Source organism: Geothrix sp. PMB-07, from assembly GCF_030758935.1.
Taxonomy (GTDB): domain Bacteria; phylum Acidobacteriota; class Holophagae; order Holophagales; family Holophagaceae; genus Geothrix.
In genome coordinates this window covers 4,135,302-4,151,653 of the sequence record NZ_CP132333.1, presented here as the reverse complement: position 1 = coordinate 4,151,653, position 16,352 = coordinate 4,135,302, and the positions used below count along the sequence as shown (strand labels likewise).

The following is a 16,352-nucleotide window of genomic DNA, read 5'->3' as shown; positions in this document are numbered from 1 at the left end:
TCCGGGGGCGGGAGGAGAAGTCATGGATTGGCAGAGCATCTACCAGAGCAAGCTCACCAGCGCCGAAGAGGCCGTGCGGGCCATCCAGAGCGGCCAGCGGGTGGTGGTGGGCCACGCCGCCGGCGCCCCCCAGCAACTCCTCAAGGCCATGGTGGCCCAGAAGGAGCGCTACCAGGGCGTGGAGATGGTCCACATGCTCTGCCTGGGGGACGGCGGCTACCTCGGTGAAGGGATGGAGGAGCACTTCCGCTTCAACGGCATCTTCGTGGGCGCCAACAACCGCAAGGCCGTGGAAGAGGGCCGGGGCGACTACACCCCCTGCTTCTTCCACGAGTTCCCCAAGCTCTTCCAGAAGCAGCTGCCCGTGGACGTGGCCCTCATCCAGGTGAGCCGCCCCGATGAGAACGGCTTCTGCAGCTTCGGCGTGTCCTGCGACTACACCAAACCCGCCGCCGAGCTGGCCAAGGTCGTCATCGCCGAAGCCAACGACCGCATGCCCTACATCGGTGGCGACAACCTCATCCACGTCTCCAAGCTCACCCACATCGTGGAAACCTCCGTTCCCATCCTCGAGCTGCCTCTGCCGAAGATCGGCGAGACGGAAAAGAAGCTGGGCGAGTACGTCGCGTCCCTGGTGGAGGATGGCTCCACCCTGCAGCTGGGCATCGGCGCCATCCCCGACGCCGTGCTCATGTTCCTCAAGGACAAGAAGGATCTGGGCATCCATTCCGAGATGTTCTCCGATGGCCTCATCGACCTGGTGGAACTGGGTGTGGTGAATGGCCGCCAGAAGAGCCTGCACCAGGGCGAGCTGGTCGCCACCTTCCTCATGGGCAGCCAGCGCCTCTACGATTTCGTGAACAACAACCCCCTCGTGAAGATGTACCCCGTCAACCACGTGAACCACCCCTGCGTGGTGATGCAGAACCACAAGATGGTCTCCATCAACTCCTGCATCGAGGTGGATCTCATGGGCCAGGTGGCCTCGGAATCCATCGGCCTCAAGCAGTTCAGCGGCGTCGGCGGCCAGGTGGATTTCGTGCGCGGCGTCAGCATGGCGGAAGGCGGCAAGTCCATCATCGCCACCCCCGCCACCGCGGCGGGCGGCAAGGTCTCGCGCATCGTGCCCTTCCTGGCCCATGGCGCGGCGGTATCGACCTCCCGCAACGATGTGGATTACATCGTCACTGAGTACGGCATCGCCCCCCTCAAGGGCCTCACCCTGCGCCAGCGGGCGCTGAACCTCATCGCCATCGCGCATCCCGACTTCCGGGAAAGCCTGATGGAGGAGTTCCACCGCCGCTTCGCCCCCGCTGCCGCGCCCGCCGGAGTTTGACATGCAGCTTTTCTCTCTCAAAACCCGCCTGAGCCGCTTCGATACCTTCGCGGCCTTCGCCCAGGAATTCAAGCTCTCGGAGCGGGATCTCGTCATCACCCATGAGTTCCTCCATGCCCCCTTCATGAAGGCGCTGGACCTCCGCTGCCACTTCGTCATGCAGGAGCACTACGGCGCGGGCGAGCCCTCCGATGTGATGATGAACAGCATCCTGGGCGACGTGAAAGGCCAGGTGTACGACCGCGTGATCGCCATTGGCGGTGGCACGGTCATCGACATCGCCAAGCTCTTCGTGCTGGATGGCCTGGAGGATGTGGTGCAGGCGTTTGAGCGCAGCATCCCCATCGTGAAGGCCAAGCAGCTGGTCATCGTGCCCACCACCTGCGGTACGGGCAGTGAAGTCACCAACCTCTCCATCGCCGAGATCACCTCCAAGCACACCAAGATGGGCCTGGCCGATGACGCGATCCTGGCTGACGAAGCCGTGATCATCCCTGAGCTGCTCAAGGGCCTGCCCTTCAAGTTCTACGTCTACAGCGCCATCGATGCCTTCATCCACGCGGTGGAATCCTACGTCTCCCCGAAGTCGAATCCCTACACGAAGCTCTACTGCAAGGCGGCCATCGAACTGATTCTGGATGTGTTTGGCCGGATCATCGAGCAGGGCCCCGAGTATCGGTACGAGCGGCTGGAGGACATGCTCATCGCCAGCAACTTTGCGGGCATCGCCTTCGGCAACACGGGTGTGGGCGCGGTCCACGCGCTGTCCTATCCGCTGGGTGGCACCTACCATGTGCCCCATGGCGAGGCCAACTACCAGTTCTTTACGGCCGTGTTCAAGCGCTACCAGGAGAAGCAGCCCGTGGGCCGCATCCAGGAACTGAACACCCTGCTGGCTGCCATCCTCAAGGTGGATGCCTCCCGCGTGTATGAGCAGCTGGACGAGGTCTTCGGCAAGCTGCTCTCCAAGAACAAGCTCAGCTCCTACGGCATGAAGCCTGCGGAGATCGAATCCTTCGCCGACACCGTCATGCAGAAGCAGACGCGGTTGCTGGCCAACAACTACGTCGCACTGTCTCGGGACGAGATCCGCGACATCTACCAATCCCTTTTCTAACCCACCCCCAATTCCAAAGAGAGGATGAGTTCATGGACATCAAGAGCATGGTCGCCAAGGCTCGCAAGGCACAGAGCTACTTCGAGAAGAACTTCAACCAGGATGAGGTGGATGAGATCGTGAAGACCGTTGCCAAGACGGTGCACGACAACGCCTACGAGCTGTCCAAGCTGGCCGTGGAAGAGACGGGCATGGGCGTGCTGGAAGACAAGATCGCCAAGTGCCACGGGAAGTCCAAGGGCGTCTGGCACGACCTGAAGGGCAAGAAGTCCATGGGCATTCTGCGGGTGGACGAGAAGACCGACCTCATCGAGATCGGCAAGGCCATCGGCGTGGTGGCGGGCATCACGCCCATGACCAACCCCGTGGTCACCCCCATGTCCAAGATCATGTTCGCCCTCAAGACCAAGAACGCCATCATCATCGCGCCCCACCCGAAGGCCGAGAAGTGCTCCGGCCTCACCGTCGAGATGATCTGCAAGGCCCTGGAGCCCTTCAAGATTCCCGAGGGCCTCATCCAGGTCGTGAAGGATCCCTCCGTCGAGAAGACCCAGGAACTCATGAAGTCCTGCGACGTGGTGGTCGCCACGGGTGGCATGGCCATGGTGAAGGCGGCCTACTCCTCCGGCAAGCCCTCCTTCGGCGTCGGCGCCGGCAACGTGCAGGTGATCCTCGACCGCAACATCAACTTCATGGAAGCCGCGGGCAAGGTCATCACGGGCCGGAAGTTCGACAACGGCATCATCTGCTCGGGCGAGCAGTCCTTCATCTACCACGAAGACGACCGCGCCGAAGTGATGAAGGCCTTCGTGGAGCAGGGCGCCTACCTCGTGCCTGATTCCGAGCGGCAGCAGGTGGTCGACGCCATCTTCGAGAACGGCGCCCTGGCCCGCGAGACGGTCGGCCAGTCCGTCAACTTCATCGCCGCCAAGGCCGGCATCACCGTGCCCCAGGGCACGAAGGTGCTGGTGCTGGAAGCCAAGGGCATCGGCACCGCCGACATCATCTGCAAAGAAAAGATGTGCCCCGTGCTGGCTGCCTTCTCCTACAAGACCTTCGAGGAGGCCATCCACATCGCCACCACGAACCTCCTGCTGGAAGGCAGCGGCCACACCGCTGGCATTCACTCCAACAACCAGGAGCACATCGCCATGGCCGGCAGCATGATCCCGGTCTCGCGCGTGATCGTGAACGCCCCATGCGCCACCACCGCCGGCGGTTCCGTCGAGGGCGGCCTGGCCTTCACCAACACCCTGGGCTGCGGCAGCTGGGGCGGCAACTCCATCTCCGAGAACTTCACCTACAAGCACCTGCTCAACGTCACCCGCATCGCCTCCACCACCAAGAAGAAGGCGGCGGCGGCCATGGCAGAGCCCGCTTTCGCCTAGACGGCAGGCGACCAACCCACGATCCCCATCCGGCGCAGGACGCCAGAGCCTGCCTCATCCTGCGCCTTTGAACCCTTGGAGGCCCCCATGGCCCAGATTCTTGCTGACCGCCGCGACATCGACTTTGTCCTCTACGAGCAGTTCAAGGTGGATGAACTCGCGAAGAACAAGCACTTCGCCGATTTCAACCGCAAGGCCGTCGATCTCATCGTCAATGAAGCCAGGAATCTGGCCGTGAAGGAAATTCTGCCCACCCAGGTGGATGGGGATCGCATCGGGGCCCACTTCGCCAATGGCGCCGTCACCATGCCCCAGTCCTTCCACAAGGCCTGGAAGGCGCTGACCGAGGGCGAGTGGCTGGCCATGAGCGACGATCCGGAATGGGGTGGCCAGGGCATGCCCCACACCGTCGCCAGCGCCGCCACGGATTACCTCATGGCCGCCAACTTCGCCTTCATGCTGACCGCTGGCCTTACCCACGGCGCTGGCAAGCTGGTGGAGAAGCTGGGCACCCAGAAGCAGAAGGACCTCTACCTCAAGAAGATCTACAGCGGCGAATGGGGCGGCACCATGCTGCTCACCGAGGCCGACGCCGGTTCCGACGTGGGCGCGCTCACCGCCACGGCCACGCTGAACCCCGATGGCACCTATTCCATCACGGGGAACAAGATCTTCATTTCCGCAGGCGAGCACGACCTGGTGGAGAACATCATCCACCCGGTGCTGGCCCGCATCGAAGGCGCGCCCGCGGGCACCGCTGGCATCTCCATGTTCCTGGTGCCCAAGTACCGGGTGAACGATGACGGCAGCCTCGGCGAATTCAACGATGTCGTCTGCACCGGCATTGAAGAGAAGATGGGCATCCACGGCAACGCCACCTGCTCCCTGTCCCTGGGCAGCAAGGGCCAGTGCATCGGCACCCTGCTGGGCGAGCCCAACAAGGGCATGCGCGGCATGTTCATGATGATGAATGAGGCCCGCCTCATGGTCGGCGCCGAGGGCCTGGCCTGCGCCAGCGCCTCCTACCTCTACGCCGTGAACTATGCCCGCACCCGCGTGCAGAGCCGCCACCTGCTGAAGGGTGCCGACAAGAGTGCCCCCTCGGTGGCCATCATCCAGCACCCCGATGTGCGCCGCATGCTCATGGTCATGAAGAGCTACGTGGAAGGCATGCGCAGCCTGGGCTACTTCATCTCCCACTGCATGGACCGCATCCACATCGCGACCAACGCCGATGAGAAGGCTCGCACCCAGGCCATGGTCGATCTGCTGATCCCCGTCGCCAAGGGCTACGTGACGGATCGTGCCTTCCAGGTCTGCAGCCTGGGTGTGCAGGTCTACGGAGGCTACGGCTACTGCCGCGAGTTCCCTGTCGAGCAGCTGCTCCGGGACGTGCGCATCACCGCCATCTACGAAGGCACCAACGGCATTCAGGCTCTGGATCTCATCGGCCGGAAGCTCAGCCAGAACAACGGCCAGGCCATCCAGGATCTCTTCGCCCAGATGAAGGATGTCCTCAACACCGCCCAGGGCCTCGAGCGCGTGGCCCCCATCGCGGCACGGGTGGCTCCGGCCATCGCCCGCCTGGAAGCCACCGCCGCCCACATGACCGCCACCATGCAGTCCGATCCCATGACGGGCTCGGCCCATGCCTTCAGCTTCCTGGAAGCGGTGGGCGACATGGTCATGGGCTGGATGCTCCTCTGGCGCGCCAATGTGGCCGCCGCCGCCCTCAAGGCCGGTGCCAAGGAGAAGGACGCCGCCTTCTACGAAGGCCAGATCATGAGCGCCGACTTCTTCAGCCGGAACATGCTGCCCGTGACCCTGGGCCACATGGAGACAGTGCTGGGAGCCAGCAGCGTTGCCAATGACATCTCCGAAGACGCCTTCGGCGGCAAGTAAGTTCCCGGTTCCACGGAGTTCGCCATGCACGCCCTGCCCTTTTCCCCCGCCACAGCCTCGCTGGCGGGGGTTCCTGCCCGCCTGCTGTTCCTGCTGATCCCCCTGGTCGGTGTGGCCTGTTTCGCCTGGATGATGGTCCGCCGCATGGCGCCCCTTCTGAAGGCTGCGCCGGATTCCCGCTTCGACAACATCGGCGAGCGTACGATCCTCGTGCTCAAGGTCTGGCTGGCCCAGTGGCGCCACCCGCGCTACATGCTGGCGGGCGTGCTGCACATCGTGCTGTTCCTCGGTTTCCTGGTGCTGGGCCTGCGCTCTTTCCAGCTGATCTTCCTGGGCTTCATGGAGCACTTCACCCTGCCGGGCTTCGGCGGGTCCCTGGGGGCGGCCTACAACGTGGCCAAGGACTACGCCGCCACGGCCGTCTTCCTCTCCGTGGTGGTGCTGGCCTACCGGCGCGGCATCGTCCGTCCGGCCCGCTACGCGGTGCCCAAGGAACTCGGCAAGGATCACACCGGCGAAGCCATCCTGGTGCTGGGCCTCATCGGCACCCTGCTCCTGTCCGAAAGTGCCTTCGAGGGCAGCCTTCTGGCCGTGGGCACCCACGGAAACGCCACACCCTACACCTTGGCCTGGGGCTTCCAGCATCTCTTCACCGGGCTGTCCACGCCGGTGCTGGCGCGAATCAATGTGGCCAGCTATGCCATCCATGACCTGACATTTTTCTACTTCCTGTGCCTGCTGCCCATGGGCAAGCACTTCCATGTGATCACCTCGCTCTTCAACGTCTACTTCATGCGCCTGAAGCCGGGGAACGTGAAGCCCGTGAAGTACGGCGTGGATGACAAGGGCCTCGATGAGCTGAAGTCCTTCGGCGTGAAGACCATCGAAGACTTCACCTGGAAGCACCAGCTGGACTTCTACAGCTGCGCCGATTGCGGTCGCTGCTCAGACAACTGCCCCGCCAACCGGGTGAAGCGCCCCCTGTCGCCCCGCTTCATCAGCATCAAGGGCCGCGACCACCTCTACCAGCGCTACCCCATCTTCGGCGCGGACAAGACGGAAGCGGAGCCTCTGATCGGCGGCATCTACAGCGAAGACGAGATCTGGTCCTGCACCACCTGCGGCGCCTGCGAAGAGGAATGCCCCATCGGCATCGAGTACATCGACAAGATCGTGGATCTGCGACGCGGCATGGTGGATGAGGGCATGGTGCCCCAGTCCCTGCAGAAGCCCCTCAGCGCCCTGGAAAAGCGGGGCAACCCCTGGGGCAAGCTGGAGAAGAAGCGGGCCGACTGGGCCGCCGGTGTGGGCGAAGGCTTCGAGGTGAAGCTGGCCGAGAAGGGCGACGAGGCCGAGACCCTCTACTTCGTGGACAGCATGACGTCCTATGACGACCGCATGCAGAAGATCGCGCAGGCCACCGCCCGCATCCTCACCAAGGCCGATGTGGACTTCCTGGCCCTGGGCAAGGAGGAGAAGGACAGCGGCCACGAAGTACGGCGCTACGGAGAGGAGATGCTCTTCCAGAGCCTGAAGGAGCAGAACACCGAGGCCATCCTGGAGACCGGCGCCAAGCGCATCGTGACCAGCGATCCCCACGCCTACAACGCCCTGAAGAACGACTACGCGGGCCTGCCGCCGGTCGAGCACGTCAGTGAAGTCATCGCCGCGGGCGTCGAGAAGGGCAAGCTCAAGTTCAGCCCCCTGGCCGATCCCTCCAAGACTTACACCTACCACGACCCCTGCTACCTGGGCCGCCACAACAACATGTATGACGCGCCCCGCGTGGCCATCGACGCCATCCCTGGCCTCAAGCGGGTGGAGATGACCGGCGCGTGCAAAGACCGCTCCTTCTGCTGCGGCGGTGGCGGCCTGGGCCTCTTCTATGAGCCCGAGGAAGAGCAGCGCATGGGTGTGCTTCGCGTCAACATGGCCAAGGAAGCCGGGGCCAATGTGATCATCACCGCCTGCCCCTTCTGCCTTACTAACATGGAGGACGCCATCAAGGTGGCGGGTCTCGAAGGCCAGATGGAAGCCATCGACCTGTGTGAGTTGGTCGACGGGCAGTTGCAGCATTGACATGATCCGGGGCGGGACCGCCTGCTCGCAGTCGCTCGCGATGTCCCCCCCGGAACCCCCCACGCAGCGACTGGGCGAAGCCCAGCCGCTGCGTCAGACTCAAACGTAAGGAGGACACCGCATGGACATTCTGGTGTGTGTGAAACGCGTTCCCGATTCGGCGGAGAACGAGATCAGCGTGGCCGCTGGCGGGGCTGACATCAGCCGCGAGGACCTGGTCTACGCCGTCAACGAGTGGGACAACTACGCGGTGGAAGAGGCCATCCAGATCGTGGAGCGCGAAGGCGGCTCCGTGACCGTGGTCGCCTTGGGCGACTCGGAGATCGAGGAATCCGTGCGCCGCGAAATGGCCATGGGTGCCGAGCAGGGCCTCATGCTGGTCGATGACGCCTTCGCCGGTTCCGATGGTCTCGGCGTGGCCACCATCCTGAAGGCCGCCGTGCAGAAGGGCAGCTACGACCTCGTCCTCACCGGCGCTCAGGCCGATGACGGTGCGGCCCAGGTGGGCGGCATGCTGGCGGCCCTGCTGGACTACCCCTACGCCTCCCTGGTCAACAAGGTGGAAGTGGCGGGCAAGACCCTGCGCATCGGCCGCGAGATCGAAGGCGGCAGCCAGGAGCTGAACGAGATCGACACCCCCTGCGTCCTTTCCATCCAGACCGGCATCAACGAGCCCCGCTACGTGGGCCTCCGCGGCATCCGCAAGGTGGCTTCTGTGGAAATCCCGGTGCTCGACGCCGCCGCTTTGGGCGTGGATGCCGCCGCCGTGGGTCAGGCTGCCGCCAAGGTGCGGCGCGTGGACTACTTCGTCCCCGTGGCCGGTGCCGGCGCTGAGATGCTGACGGGCAGCACCAAGGAAGTGGCCGCCCAGCTGGTGGAGCTCCTCAAGGCCAAGGGAGGGATCAACTGATGGCTACCCAAGTTTTCGCACTCATTCCCCACGCCGGTGGCAAGGCCGATGACGCTGCCCTGGAACTGCTCAGCGCTGCCCAGACCCTTTTCCCCGGCTGCACTCCCACGGCGCTCGTCCTGGGTTCGGGCCCCACCCTCAGCGCCGTTGCCACCGAAGTGGCCGCGGCTTTCCCTGAGGTCTGGAGCTTCAACCAGGAATCCCTGGCTTACCCCAATGCCGAGCTGATCCGCCCTCTATTGACGAAGGTCTTGCCCGCAGGTGCCGTGGTGATGCTGTCCCACAGCACGCTGGGCATCGACCTGGGCCCTGGCCTCTCCGTGAAGCTGGGCGCCGCCTACCTGCCTGACGTGGTGGGCGCGGATGGCGTCGAGGGTTCTCTGGTCAAGGTCGTGCGCCAGGAATTCGCTGGCCAGGTTTCGGCCCACGTGCAGGCCGACGCCTCCAAGGGCCTGGTCATCAGCTTCCGTCCCGGCTCTTTCGCGCCGGCCCCGGCTTCGGCCTCCGGCACCGTGGTGGACAAATCCGCCGAGGCCGCGGGGCTCACCGCCCGCCGCCGCTTCCTGGAAGTGGTTCAGGCCGAAGCGGGCGACGTGGACATCACCCGTGAGGACGTGCTCGTGTCCGTGGGCCGCGGCATCGGCGAGCAGGACAACCTGTCGCTGGTGGAGGAACTGGCCGAAGCCATGGGCGCCACCGTCTGCTGCTCCCGTCCCATCGTGGATGCCAAGTGGCTGGACAAGGGCCGCCAGGTCGGCACCTCGGGCCAGACCGTCAAGCCCAAGATCTACCTGGCCCTGGGCATCAGCGGCGCCTTCCAGCATCTCGGCGGCCTCAAGGGCAGCCCCTTCATCGTGGCCGTGAACAAGAACCCCAAAGCCCCCATTTTCCAGGCGGCCCAGGTGGGTGTCGTGGCCGACCTCCTGGAACTGCTTCCCGAACTCACCGAGCAGATTCAGAAGGCCAAATAGCAGGATCGATGGATGACCAGAGAGGCCCGGCGGATGCCGGGCTTCTCTGCGTTCAGGGAATCGCGCCTTGACTGTGCTTCTGGCCATTCTGCGGCAACAGCCTGCCTGGAATATGCGGAGGCATGTCGGTGTGGAAACGAATGCATGAGGTGGTGGTGGAACGAACACATCCGGTTGATGAAAGAGGCCCGGATCGTCTACGTGTTGCTGGGTGAAGTCCGCCCGAAAAGGGCGCTGCCAGAGGCTTGGCATCCCTTCTGCAACAGAACACATGTGTCAGGCACGGCCTGCCTGCTGCCAGGATGAAGGCTGGGTCCTGGTTTGTTGCGCCCGCCCACGGAGTTGCTGTGTCCCCGGAATCCATTCCGAATGCCAAGCTGCTGGCCCTGCTGCGGCGATTCATGATGGAGCATGCGAAGTCGGCCTCGCGGTCGATTTGCCTTTGCCCCATCTGTGTGGACGCACGCAAGCTGCTGGAGCAGGCCTTCGGGGAGAAGGGGAGGGCCTGATGCACGGATGGGTGCAGCATGACGCCGCTCCCCCGCTGTCTCCGCGATTCCAGCAGTTGGTCCAGGCTCCGCTGAGCGCGTGATGGGCGCCGACCCATGTCGCGCTGGCCTCGAACTGTGTCTGGCTGCGCCAGCCACCGGTCTTGCTCCGACAGCGCCCTGCGCTGTCTCCACAAGCCCACTCGCTGGCCCGAGTCCAGCTGGGCGCACTTGGTGCGCCCAGCTGGACTCGAACCAGCGACCTGCAGCTTAGAAGGCTGCTGCTCTATCCACCTGAGCTATGGGCGCGCAGGGGATAGTTTAGCGGGTTCGGTCAGAAGTGGACCTGCACCTGCAGCATGGGGGCGGTGACGCGCTTGTTGGTGCCGGGGGCGGGGGCGTCGCTGTTGGGGACGCCGAACTTGTTGTTCCAGTATTCGAGGCCGCCTCCGATGTAGACCTTCTTCTTGGCGCCGAAGACGGGGCTCACGTCGAACATGAGGAAGAGGTTGGCCAGGGTTTCCGGTTTGGTGTCCACGCCGAAGCCATCCTTGCCCTTGGCGCCTTCATAGTTGGCGAAGCCCTTGAACTCGGCACCCACGCCGCCCAGCTCGAAAGGCATGCCCCAGGCCGCCGAGATGTAGTAGGTGGTCTTGTAGTCCACGGCCTTGCCCACGATGCCGTTCTGGTTCTGCTCGTGGCAGGCCCAGAGGCCCAGATCGAGGAAGCCGCTCGGGGCCTTCAGGTTGAAGGTGGGCCCGAAGACCAGGAAGCGCTTCTTCGAGGCGAAGGCGTTGTCCTTCGAGTTGAAGTCGAAGCCCGCCGTGACGGAGATGTCGCGCACGGGACCGAAGGAGAGGTCCTTGCCGCTGAGTTTGCCGAAGCTCAGGGCGCCGCGGTAGGCCACGTAGACTTCGTTGGCGCCGGTCTTGCCGTTGGCGGCGGGATCGTTCTTGTCGGACATGAGCATGTCCACATTGAAGAAGTTCGATCCATAGGCCCAGCCGCTGGCGTGGCTGAGCTGGAGGATGTCCTTGTTCAGGGTGCCGTCGATGCCGGGTTCCCGGAACTGGCTGCTGGTGCGGTAGCCGATGAGGGTGTCGCTCCAGTCGGAGGCCGACAGGGGCAGTGCCGCAAGGACGAGCAGGGTGAGGGCGAGCTTGGTCATGGGAACTCCGGAAGGGGACTAGGCCGACAGGAAGAGGAGCTTGAGCAGGAACACCAGGGACAGCGCGAGGACGATGCCGTTGACCTCCTTGAAGCGCCCGGTGGCAGCCTTCAGCACGGTGTGGGCGATCATGCCCAGGGCGATGCCGTTGACGATGGAGAAGGTGAAGGGCATCACGATGACGGCGAGGTAGGCGGGGATGGCATCCGTGATGTCGTCGAAGGCGATCTCCTTGATCTCCGACAGCATGAAGAACCCGATCATCATCAGGGCCGGGGCCGTGGCCTGCAGGGGCACCATGAGGAAGAGGGGGGATAGGAAGAGGGCCAGGGCCAGCCAGCCCGCGACCACCAGGGCCGTGAGGCCGGTCTTGCCGCCCTCGGCCACGCCCGAGGCGCTCTCGATGTAAGCGGTGATGGCGGTGGTGCCGAACATGGAGGCGAAGGTGGTGCCCACGGCATCGGCCATGAAGGCCTTGGAAGCACCGGGGAAGCGGCCCTCCTTGTCGAGCAGCTTGCCCTGGGCCCCGATCCCCATGAGCGTGCCGATGGTGTCGAACATGTCCACGAAGAGCAGGGTGAACAGGATGATGAAGATGTTCACCATGCCGCCCAGGGACTTCGTCCAGCTCCAGTCGTACTGGAACATTTTGGGCCAGGCGGGCAGCTGGAAGAGGGTGCCCGTGGGGAGGTGGGTGAAGCCGCCGCCAAAGGAGACGGGCAGCAGGCCCACCAGGGTGATGGCCAGGATGCCCAGCAGGATGGCGCCCTTCACGCGCCGGGCCACCAGTACGGCGATGAGGAAGAGGCCCACCACGCTCCAGAAGGCCGGGGTCAGGTGACCGTGATCCCAGAATTTCGCGATGAACAGGTTGTTCACGTCGTGCAAGCCGAAGAGGGCCGCCGGATCGTTCTTCAGCACGGGAAAGATGGTGTCCGCGTCGAACTTCAGACCCACCTGGGTGACGCCGGAATCCACGAAACCGATGATGGCGATGAAGAGCCCGATGCCCACCGATATTCCCTTCTTCAGCGAGAAGGGGATGGCGTCCATGAAGGCCTCGCGCACTTTCATGGCGCTGAGGAAGATGAAGACGATGCCCTCCAGCAGCAGGGCCGTGAGCGCCACCTGGATGGTGTAGCCCATGCCGCCCTGGTTGGCCGGGGCGCACACCGTGAACGCGAAGAAGGCGGAGAGGCCGATGCCCGAGGCGAAGGCGATGGGCAGGTTCGCGTAGAAGGCGCCGATGAGGGTCGAGAGGATGGCGCAGACCAGGAAGGCCGTGAAGCCCTGCGCCGGTGCGATGCCCGCCACCTTGAGGAAGGCGTTGGGGATGAGCGAGATCACGTAGGCCATGGAGATGAACGTGGTGGTGCCGGCCAGCACCTCCGTGGCCACCGTGGTGCCCTTGGCTTTCAGTCCGAACAACCGTTCCATGTCGTCCTCCGGAAATGGGAAAGGGAATCAGTGCTGCGTGTCAGAGGGTTCCACCTGGTCCTGGCTGAGGCCCAGGCGGTCGAAGGCCCAGAACAGCAGGCTCAAAGCGATGGCCACCACCGTGCCCAGGGCCATGCCCTTGAGCTCGACCGCCCCCAGCTTCACGGCGGCCCCGCTGATGCCGCTGATGAGCACCACGGAGGTGAGGATGAGGTTGCGGGACTGGGTGTAGTCCACCTTCTTCTCAATGAGCATGCGGATGCCCGCCGCCGCGATGACGCCGAAGAGCAGGATGCAGACGCCGCCCATGACCGGCACGGGGATGCTGCGGATGAGGGCCGCCAGTTTGCCGGAGAAGGACACCAGGATGGCGATGCAGGCCGTGCCGCCGATCACCCACACGCTGTAGACCTTGGTGATGGCCATGACGCCGATGTTCTCACCGTAGGTGGTGTTGGGTGTGGCGCCCACCAGCCCCGACAACACGTTGGAGAGGCCGTCCCCGAGCAGGGAACGGTGCAGGCCTGGGTCCTTCATCAGATCCTTGCCCACGATGTTGCCGGTGACCACGAGGTGGCCCACGTGTTCGGCCAGCACCACCAGGGCTGCAGGCAGGATGAGCAGAATGGCCTGCAGGTTGTAGGTGGGCGCATACAGGGTGGGCACCTGGAACCAGGGCGCCGTTCGGACCGTCTGCAGGTCCACCACACCCAGGCCCAGAGACAGGACATAGCCCGCGATGACGCCCAGCAGCACCGGAATCACGGCGAGGAAGCCCCGCAGCAGCACGGAGGCCAGGATGGTCACCGCCAGGGTGGAGAGCGACACCACCAGGGCCAGACGCAGCGGCATGCCCAGCACGGCGGGACCCGCCGTGAGACCGGCCATGTTGGTGGCTACGGGGGCCAGTTCCAGGCCGATGATGGCCACGATGGCGCCCATGGCCGCGGGCGGGAAGATGATGTCGATCCAGCGGGTGCCCACGAAGCGCACGACCTGTGACAGCAGGATGAAGATGAGGCCAAAGACGATGAAGCCGCCTTGGGCGGCGGAATAGCTCAGCCCCGCCGCCAGCACGGCGAATACGGGGGAGAGGAACGCGAAGCTCGAACCCAGGTAGGCCGGGATGCGGCCCTTGGCCACGATGAGGTAGATCAGCGTACCGATGCCGTTCATGAGCAGGCAGGTGGCGGGGTTCACCTTGAACAGAAAGGGCACCAGCACCGTGGCGCCGAACATGGCGAACAGGTGCTGGAGGCTCAGGGGAAGGGTCTGCGCCAGGGGCAGGCGCTCGTCGACGTCGATGGTGCGGCGCAACATGGGGACCTCGCAGGGAAGGATCCAGGCATCCAGACGGAAGGGCTGGGTGAGGCGCCGTCAGGATGGATCTCAGGATTCTTCCACAGGGGCCCGTGGGCGGGCATCACATCCGTTGGGCCAGTTGGGCCTCCAGTTCCGTGATGCGCGCCTGCAAGGGGCGGATGGCCTGCTGGATCTCGGCCTCGGTGAAGCGGCGGGTGATGTGCTGGGGGCAGTTCCAGTCGAAGGCTTCCACCCGGATCCGGAACAGTCGCTCGGTGGCCCGTTCCAGGCCCGCGGGGATGAGGGTCTTGGCCAGCTCGGGGTGCTCCTGGGCGCTGAGCACCTCGGCCCGGCCTAGGATCTTCAGTCGGGCCTGCAGGGGGTAGCTCATGAGGAAGAGACAGACCCGCGCATCGCGCGAGACGTGGCCGGTGGTGAGCAGCTGTCGGTTGCCCTTCAGGTCGGCGAAGCCCAGTTCATGTGGGCCCAGCACCTTCAGGAACCCCTTGGCGCCGCCCCGGTGCTGCACATAGGGCCAGCCCTCCGGGTTGACCGAAGCCAGGTAGAAGCTGTCGAGCTCGGCGATGAAGGCGGCCTCGTCCGGGCCCAGGGGATCGGGCCCGGTGGTGGTGGGTCGGGACTGGCTGCGCCCGTAGTAGCGAGCCTGGGCGGCCTTCACGTCCGGGGTGAGCATGAGGTCCATGAAGCGGGATGCCATGGTCCGTCCTCCTGGGAAAGCGGGCCCCTCCAGGGGTGGAGGGGCCCGGTGGGGCAAGCCTCAGGCGTGGGTCAGCGCGGCGGGCTTGGGGAAGTCCACCTCGGTGCCCGCCACATGGTTGGTGTAGTTGGTGAGGATGTTCACCGCCACGTTGGCCACGACTTCCAGCAGGTCCTGGTCGTCCAGGCCAGCTTCACGGGCGGCCTGCACATCCAGGGCGGAGACCTGGCCGCGCTCGCGGACCACGGCGCGGGAGAAGGCTGCCAGGGCCGCGTGGCGCGGGTTGGCGGGCACGCCGGACCGCGCCTGCAGCAGGGTGTCGGCATCCAGGCCCACCATCTTGCCGATGGCGCTGTGGGCCGCCAGGCAGTAGTCGCAGCCGTTGGCCTCGGCCACGGCCAGGGCGATGACCTCGCGCTGGGGGGCGTCCAGGCGACCGGTGCCGATGGCTTCGGAAGCGCCGAGATACGCTTTGAGCGCGGCGGGGGCCTTGGCGAGGGTGAGGAAGAGGTTGGGCACGCGGCCCAGCTTGGCCTTCACGGCCTGGAGGATGGCGGCGACCTCGGGGGTGGCCTGGGTGGAATCGAGGGGGGAGATGGTGGCCATGGCGGCTCCTGGGGAATGGGGTGCACCGTGCACCCTCCAAAAGTGGCACCCTGGTTCCACCCGAAGGTGACTGAGGGTCCGAGAAAGCAGACCCGGAGTCCAGGCATGTCGTCCGACGCCCTCCAGCCCCTCTTCGAGCGCTTCCGCCTCCACGCCCAGACCTTCTTCACGGGCAACCTCTGCGCCGTGGCCAGCTTCGACCAGCCCAAGGACCACGGGCACCTGCATCTGGTGAAGGCGGGCCGGGGCGAGATCCGCTACCAGGGCGGCCGCAAGGCCCTGCGCATCGAGGGCCCGGGGCTGCTCTTCTACCCTCGCAACCTCCCGCACCACCTCGTTCCAGAGGGCCCGGAGGGGCTCGACCTCGTCTGCGCCACCATCACCTTTGGCACTGGCGTGGGCTGCCCCCTGGCCCTGGCGCTGCCCGAGGTGATGCACCTGGGGGTGGATCGCGTGGGGCCGCTGGCCGAGCTGATCTTCCAGGAAGCCTTCGCGGGCGCGGAGGGCCGACAGGCGGTGGTGGACCGCCTCTGCGAGGTGGTGATGGTGCACTTTGTCCGCCAGGCGCTCCTGGCCGGGCACACCCACGCGGGCCTGCTGGCGGGCCTCGTTCACCCTCAGTTGCGGAATGCCCTGATGGCGGTGCACGCCGAGCCCGCGCGGGATTGGAGCCTGGAGGATCTGGCGGCCACGGCGGGCATGTCGCGCAGCGCCTTCGCGGCCCTGTTCAAACAGACCCTGGGCCTCACGCCCGGCGAGCACCTCGCCCGCTTCCGCATCGCCACCGCCCAGGAGCGCCTGGCGCGTGGCATTCCGTTGAAGGTGGTGGCTTTCGATGTGGGCTATGGCAGCTCCACGGCGCTGTCACGCGCCTTCCGCGAGCTCACAGGCCAGTCCCCCCGGGCCTGGCTCCAGGGGCAGCGGGGCTGA

14 protein-coding genes and 1 tRNA gene are annotated in these 16,352 nt (G+C 65.2%); 9 read left to right on the top strand and 6 right to left on the bottom strand.

Translation table 11 applies throughout. The features are described 5' to 3' along the window. Positions 1-22: 22 nt before the first annotated feature. From Q9293_RS18175 to Q9293_RS18140, 8 genes are all read left to right on the top strand, one after another. Positions 23-1,336 (top strand): acetyl-CoA hydrolase/transferase family protein, encoded by a 1,314-nt coding sequence (locus Q9293_RS18175; RefSeq protein WP_306248959.1) that lies wholly within the window; start codon positions 23-25, stop codon positions 1,334-1,336. 1 nt (position 1,337) lies between these two features. After that, positions 1,338-2,453: a 4-hydroxybutyrate dehydrogenase gene (locus Q9293_RS18170; protein WP_306248957.1), complete on the top strand. Its 1,116-nt coding sequence runs from the start codon at positions 1,338-1,340 to the stop codon at positions 2,451-2,453. 32 nt (positions 2,454-2,485) lie between these two features. Continuing rightward, positions 2,486-3,841, top strand: coding sequence for an aldehyde dehydrogenase family protein (locus Q9293_RS18165; RefSeq protein WP_306248955.1), 1,356 nt, complete (start codon positions 2,486-2,488; stop codon positions 3,839-3,841). 87 nt (positions 3,842-3,928) lie between these two features. Continuing rightward, complete coding sequence (locus Q9293_RS18160; protein WP_306248954.1) at positions 3,929-5,743, top strand: acyl-CoA dehydrogenase; 1,815 nt, start codon at positions 3,929-3,931, stop codon at positions 5,741-5,743. Between the two features lie 24 nt (positions 5,744-5,767). Continuing rightward, entirely contained in the window at positions 5,768-7,822 is a 2,055-nt protein-coding gene (locus tag Q9293_RS18155) for a (Fe-S)-binding protein (protein WP_306248952.1), read from the top strand. Positions 7,823-7,943: 121 nt separating this feature from the next. After that, positions 7,944-8,732: an electron transfer flavoprotein subunit beta/FixA family protein gene (locus tag Q9293_RS18150; protein WP_306248949.1), complete on the top strand. Its 789-nt coding sequence runs from the start codon at positions 7,944-7,946 to the stop codon at positions 8,730-8,732. Then, positions 8,732-9,703, top strand: coding sequence for an electron transfer flavoprotein subunit alpha/FixB family protein (locus Q9293_RS18145; protein WP_306248947.1), 972 nt, complete (start codon positions 8,732-8,734; stop codon positions 9,701-9,703). The genes Q9293_RS18150 and Q9293_RS18145 overlap by 1 nt, the downstream gene beginning before the upstream one ends. Before the next feature lie 347 nt (positions 9,704-10,050). Beyond that, a complete protein-coding gene (locus tag Q9293_RS18140) occupies positions 10,051-10,212 on the top strand; it encodes a hypothetical protein (protein WP_306248945.1) in 162 nt (53 codons plus the stop codon). Positions 10,213-10,423: 211 nt separating this feature from the next. On the opposite strand, the gene Q9293_RS18135 is transcribed toward Q9293_RS18140, so the two are convergent. The 6 genes from Q9293_RS18135 to Q9293_RS18110 form a co-directional block, all read right to left on the bottom strand. Beyond that, positions 10,424-10,500 (bottom strand) — tRNA-Arg (locus Q9293_RS18135). 25 nt (positions 10,501-10,525) lie between these two features. Further along, complete coding sequence (locus tag Q9293_RS18130) at positions 10,526-11,359, bottom strand: outer membrane protein OmpK (RefSeq protein WP_306248944.1); 834 nt, start codon at positions 11,357-11,359, stop codon at positions 10,526-10,528. Positions 11,360-11,377: 18 nt separating this feature from the next. After that, entirely contained in the window at positions 11,378-12,796 is a 1,419-nt protein-coding gene (locus Q9293_RS18125) for an NCS2 family permease (protein WP_306248943.1), read from the bottom strand. Positions 12,797-12,823: 27 nt separating this feature from the next. After that, the gene (uraA, locus tag Q9293_RS18120) at positions 12,824-14,116 is read right to left on the bottom strand and encodes a uracil permease (RefSeq protein ID WP_306248942.1); all 1,293 of its coding nucleotides are present in this window, start codon (positions 14,114-14,116) and stop codon (positions 12,824-12,826) included. Between the two features lie 103 nt (positions 14,117-14,219). Beyond that, on the bottom strand, positions 14,220-14,816 hold the full coding sequence (locus Q9293_RS18115; protein WP_306248941.1) for a pyridoxamine 5'-phosphate oxidase family protein: 597 nt from the start codon (positions 14,814-14,816) through the stop codon (positions 14,220-14,222). 60 nt (positions 14,817-14,876) lie between these two features. Next, complete coding sequence (locus Q9293_RS18110) at positions 14,877-15,422, bottom strand: carboxymuconolactone decarboxylase family protein (protein WP_306248940.1); 546 nt, start codon at positions 15,420-15,422, stop codon at positions 14,877-14,879. 105 nt (positions 15,423-15,527) lie between these two features. Here Q9293_RS18110 and Q9293_RS18105 point away from each other — a divergent pair, with 105 nt between their 5' ends. Next, positions 15,528-16,352 carry an AraC family transcriptional regulator gene (locus Q9293_RS18105; protein ID WP_306248939.1) on the top strand — a complete coding sequence of 275 codons (825 nt, stop codon included), beginning with the start codon at positions 15,528-15,530 and terminating at the stop codon, positions 16,350-16,352.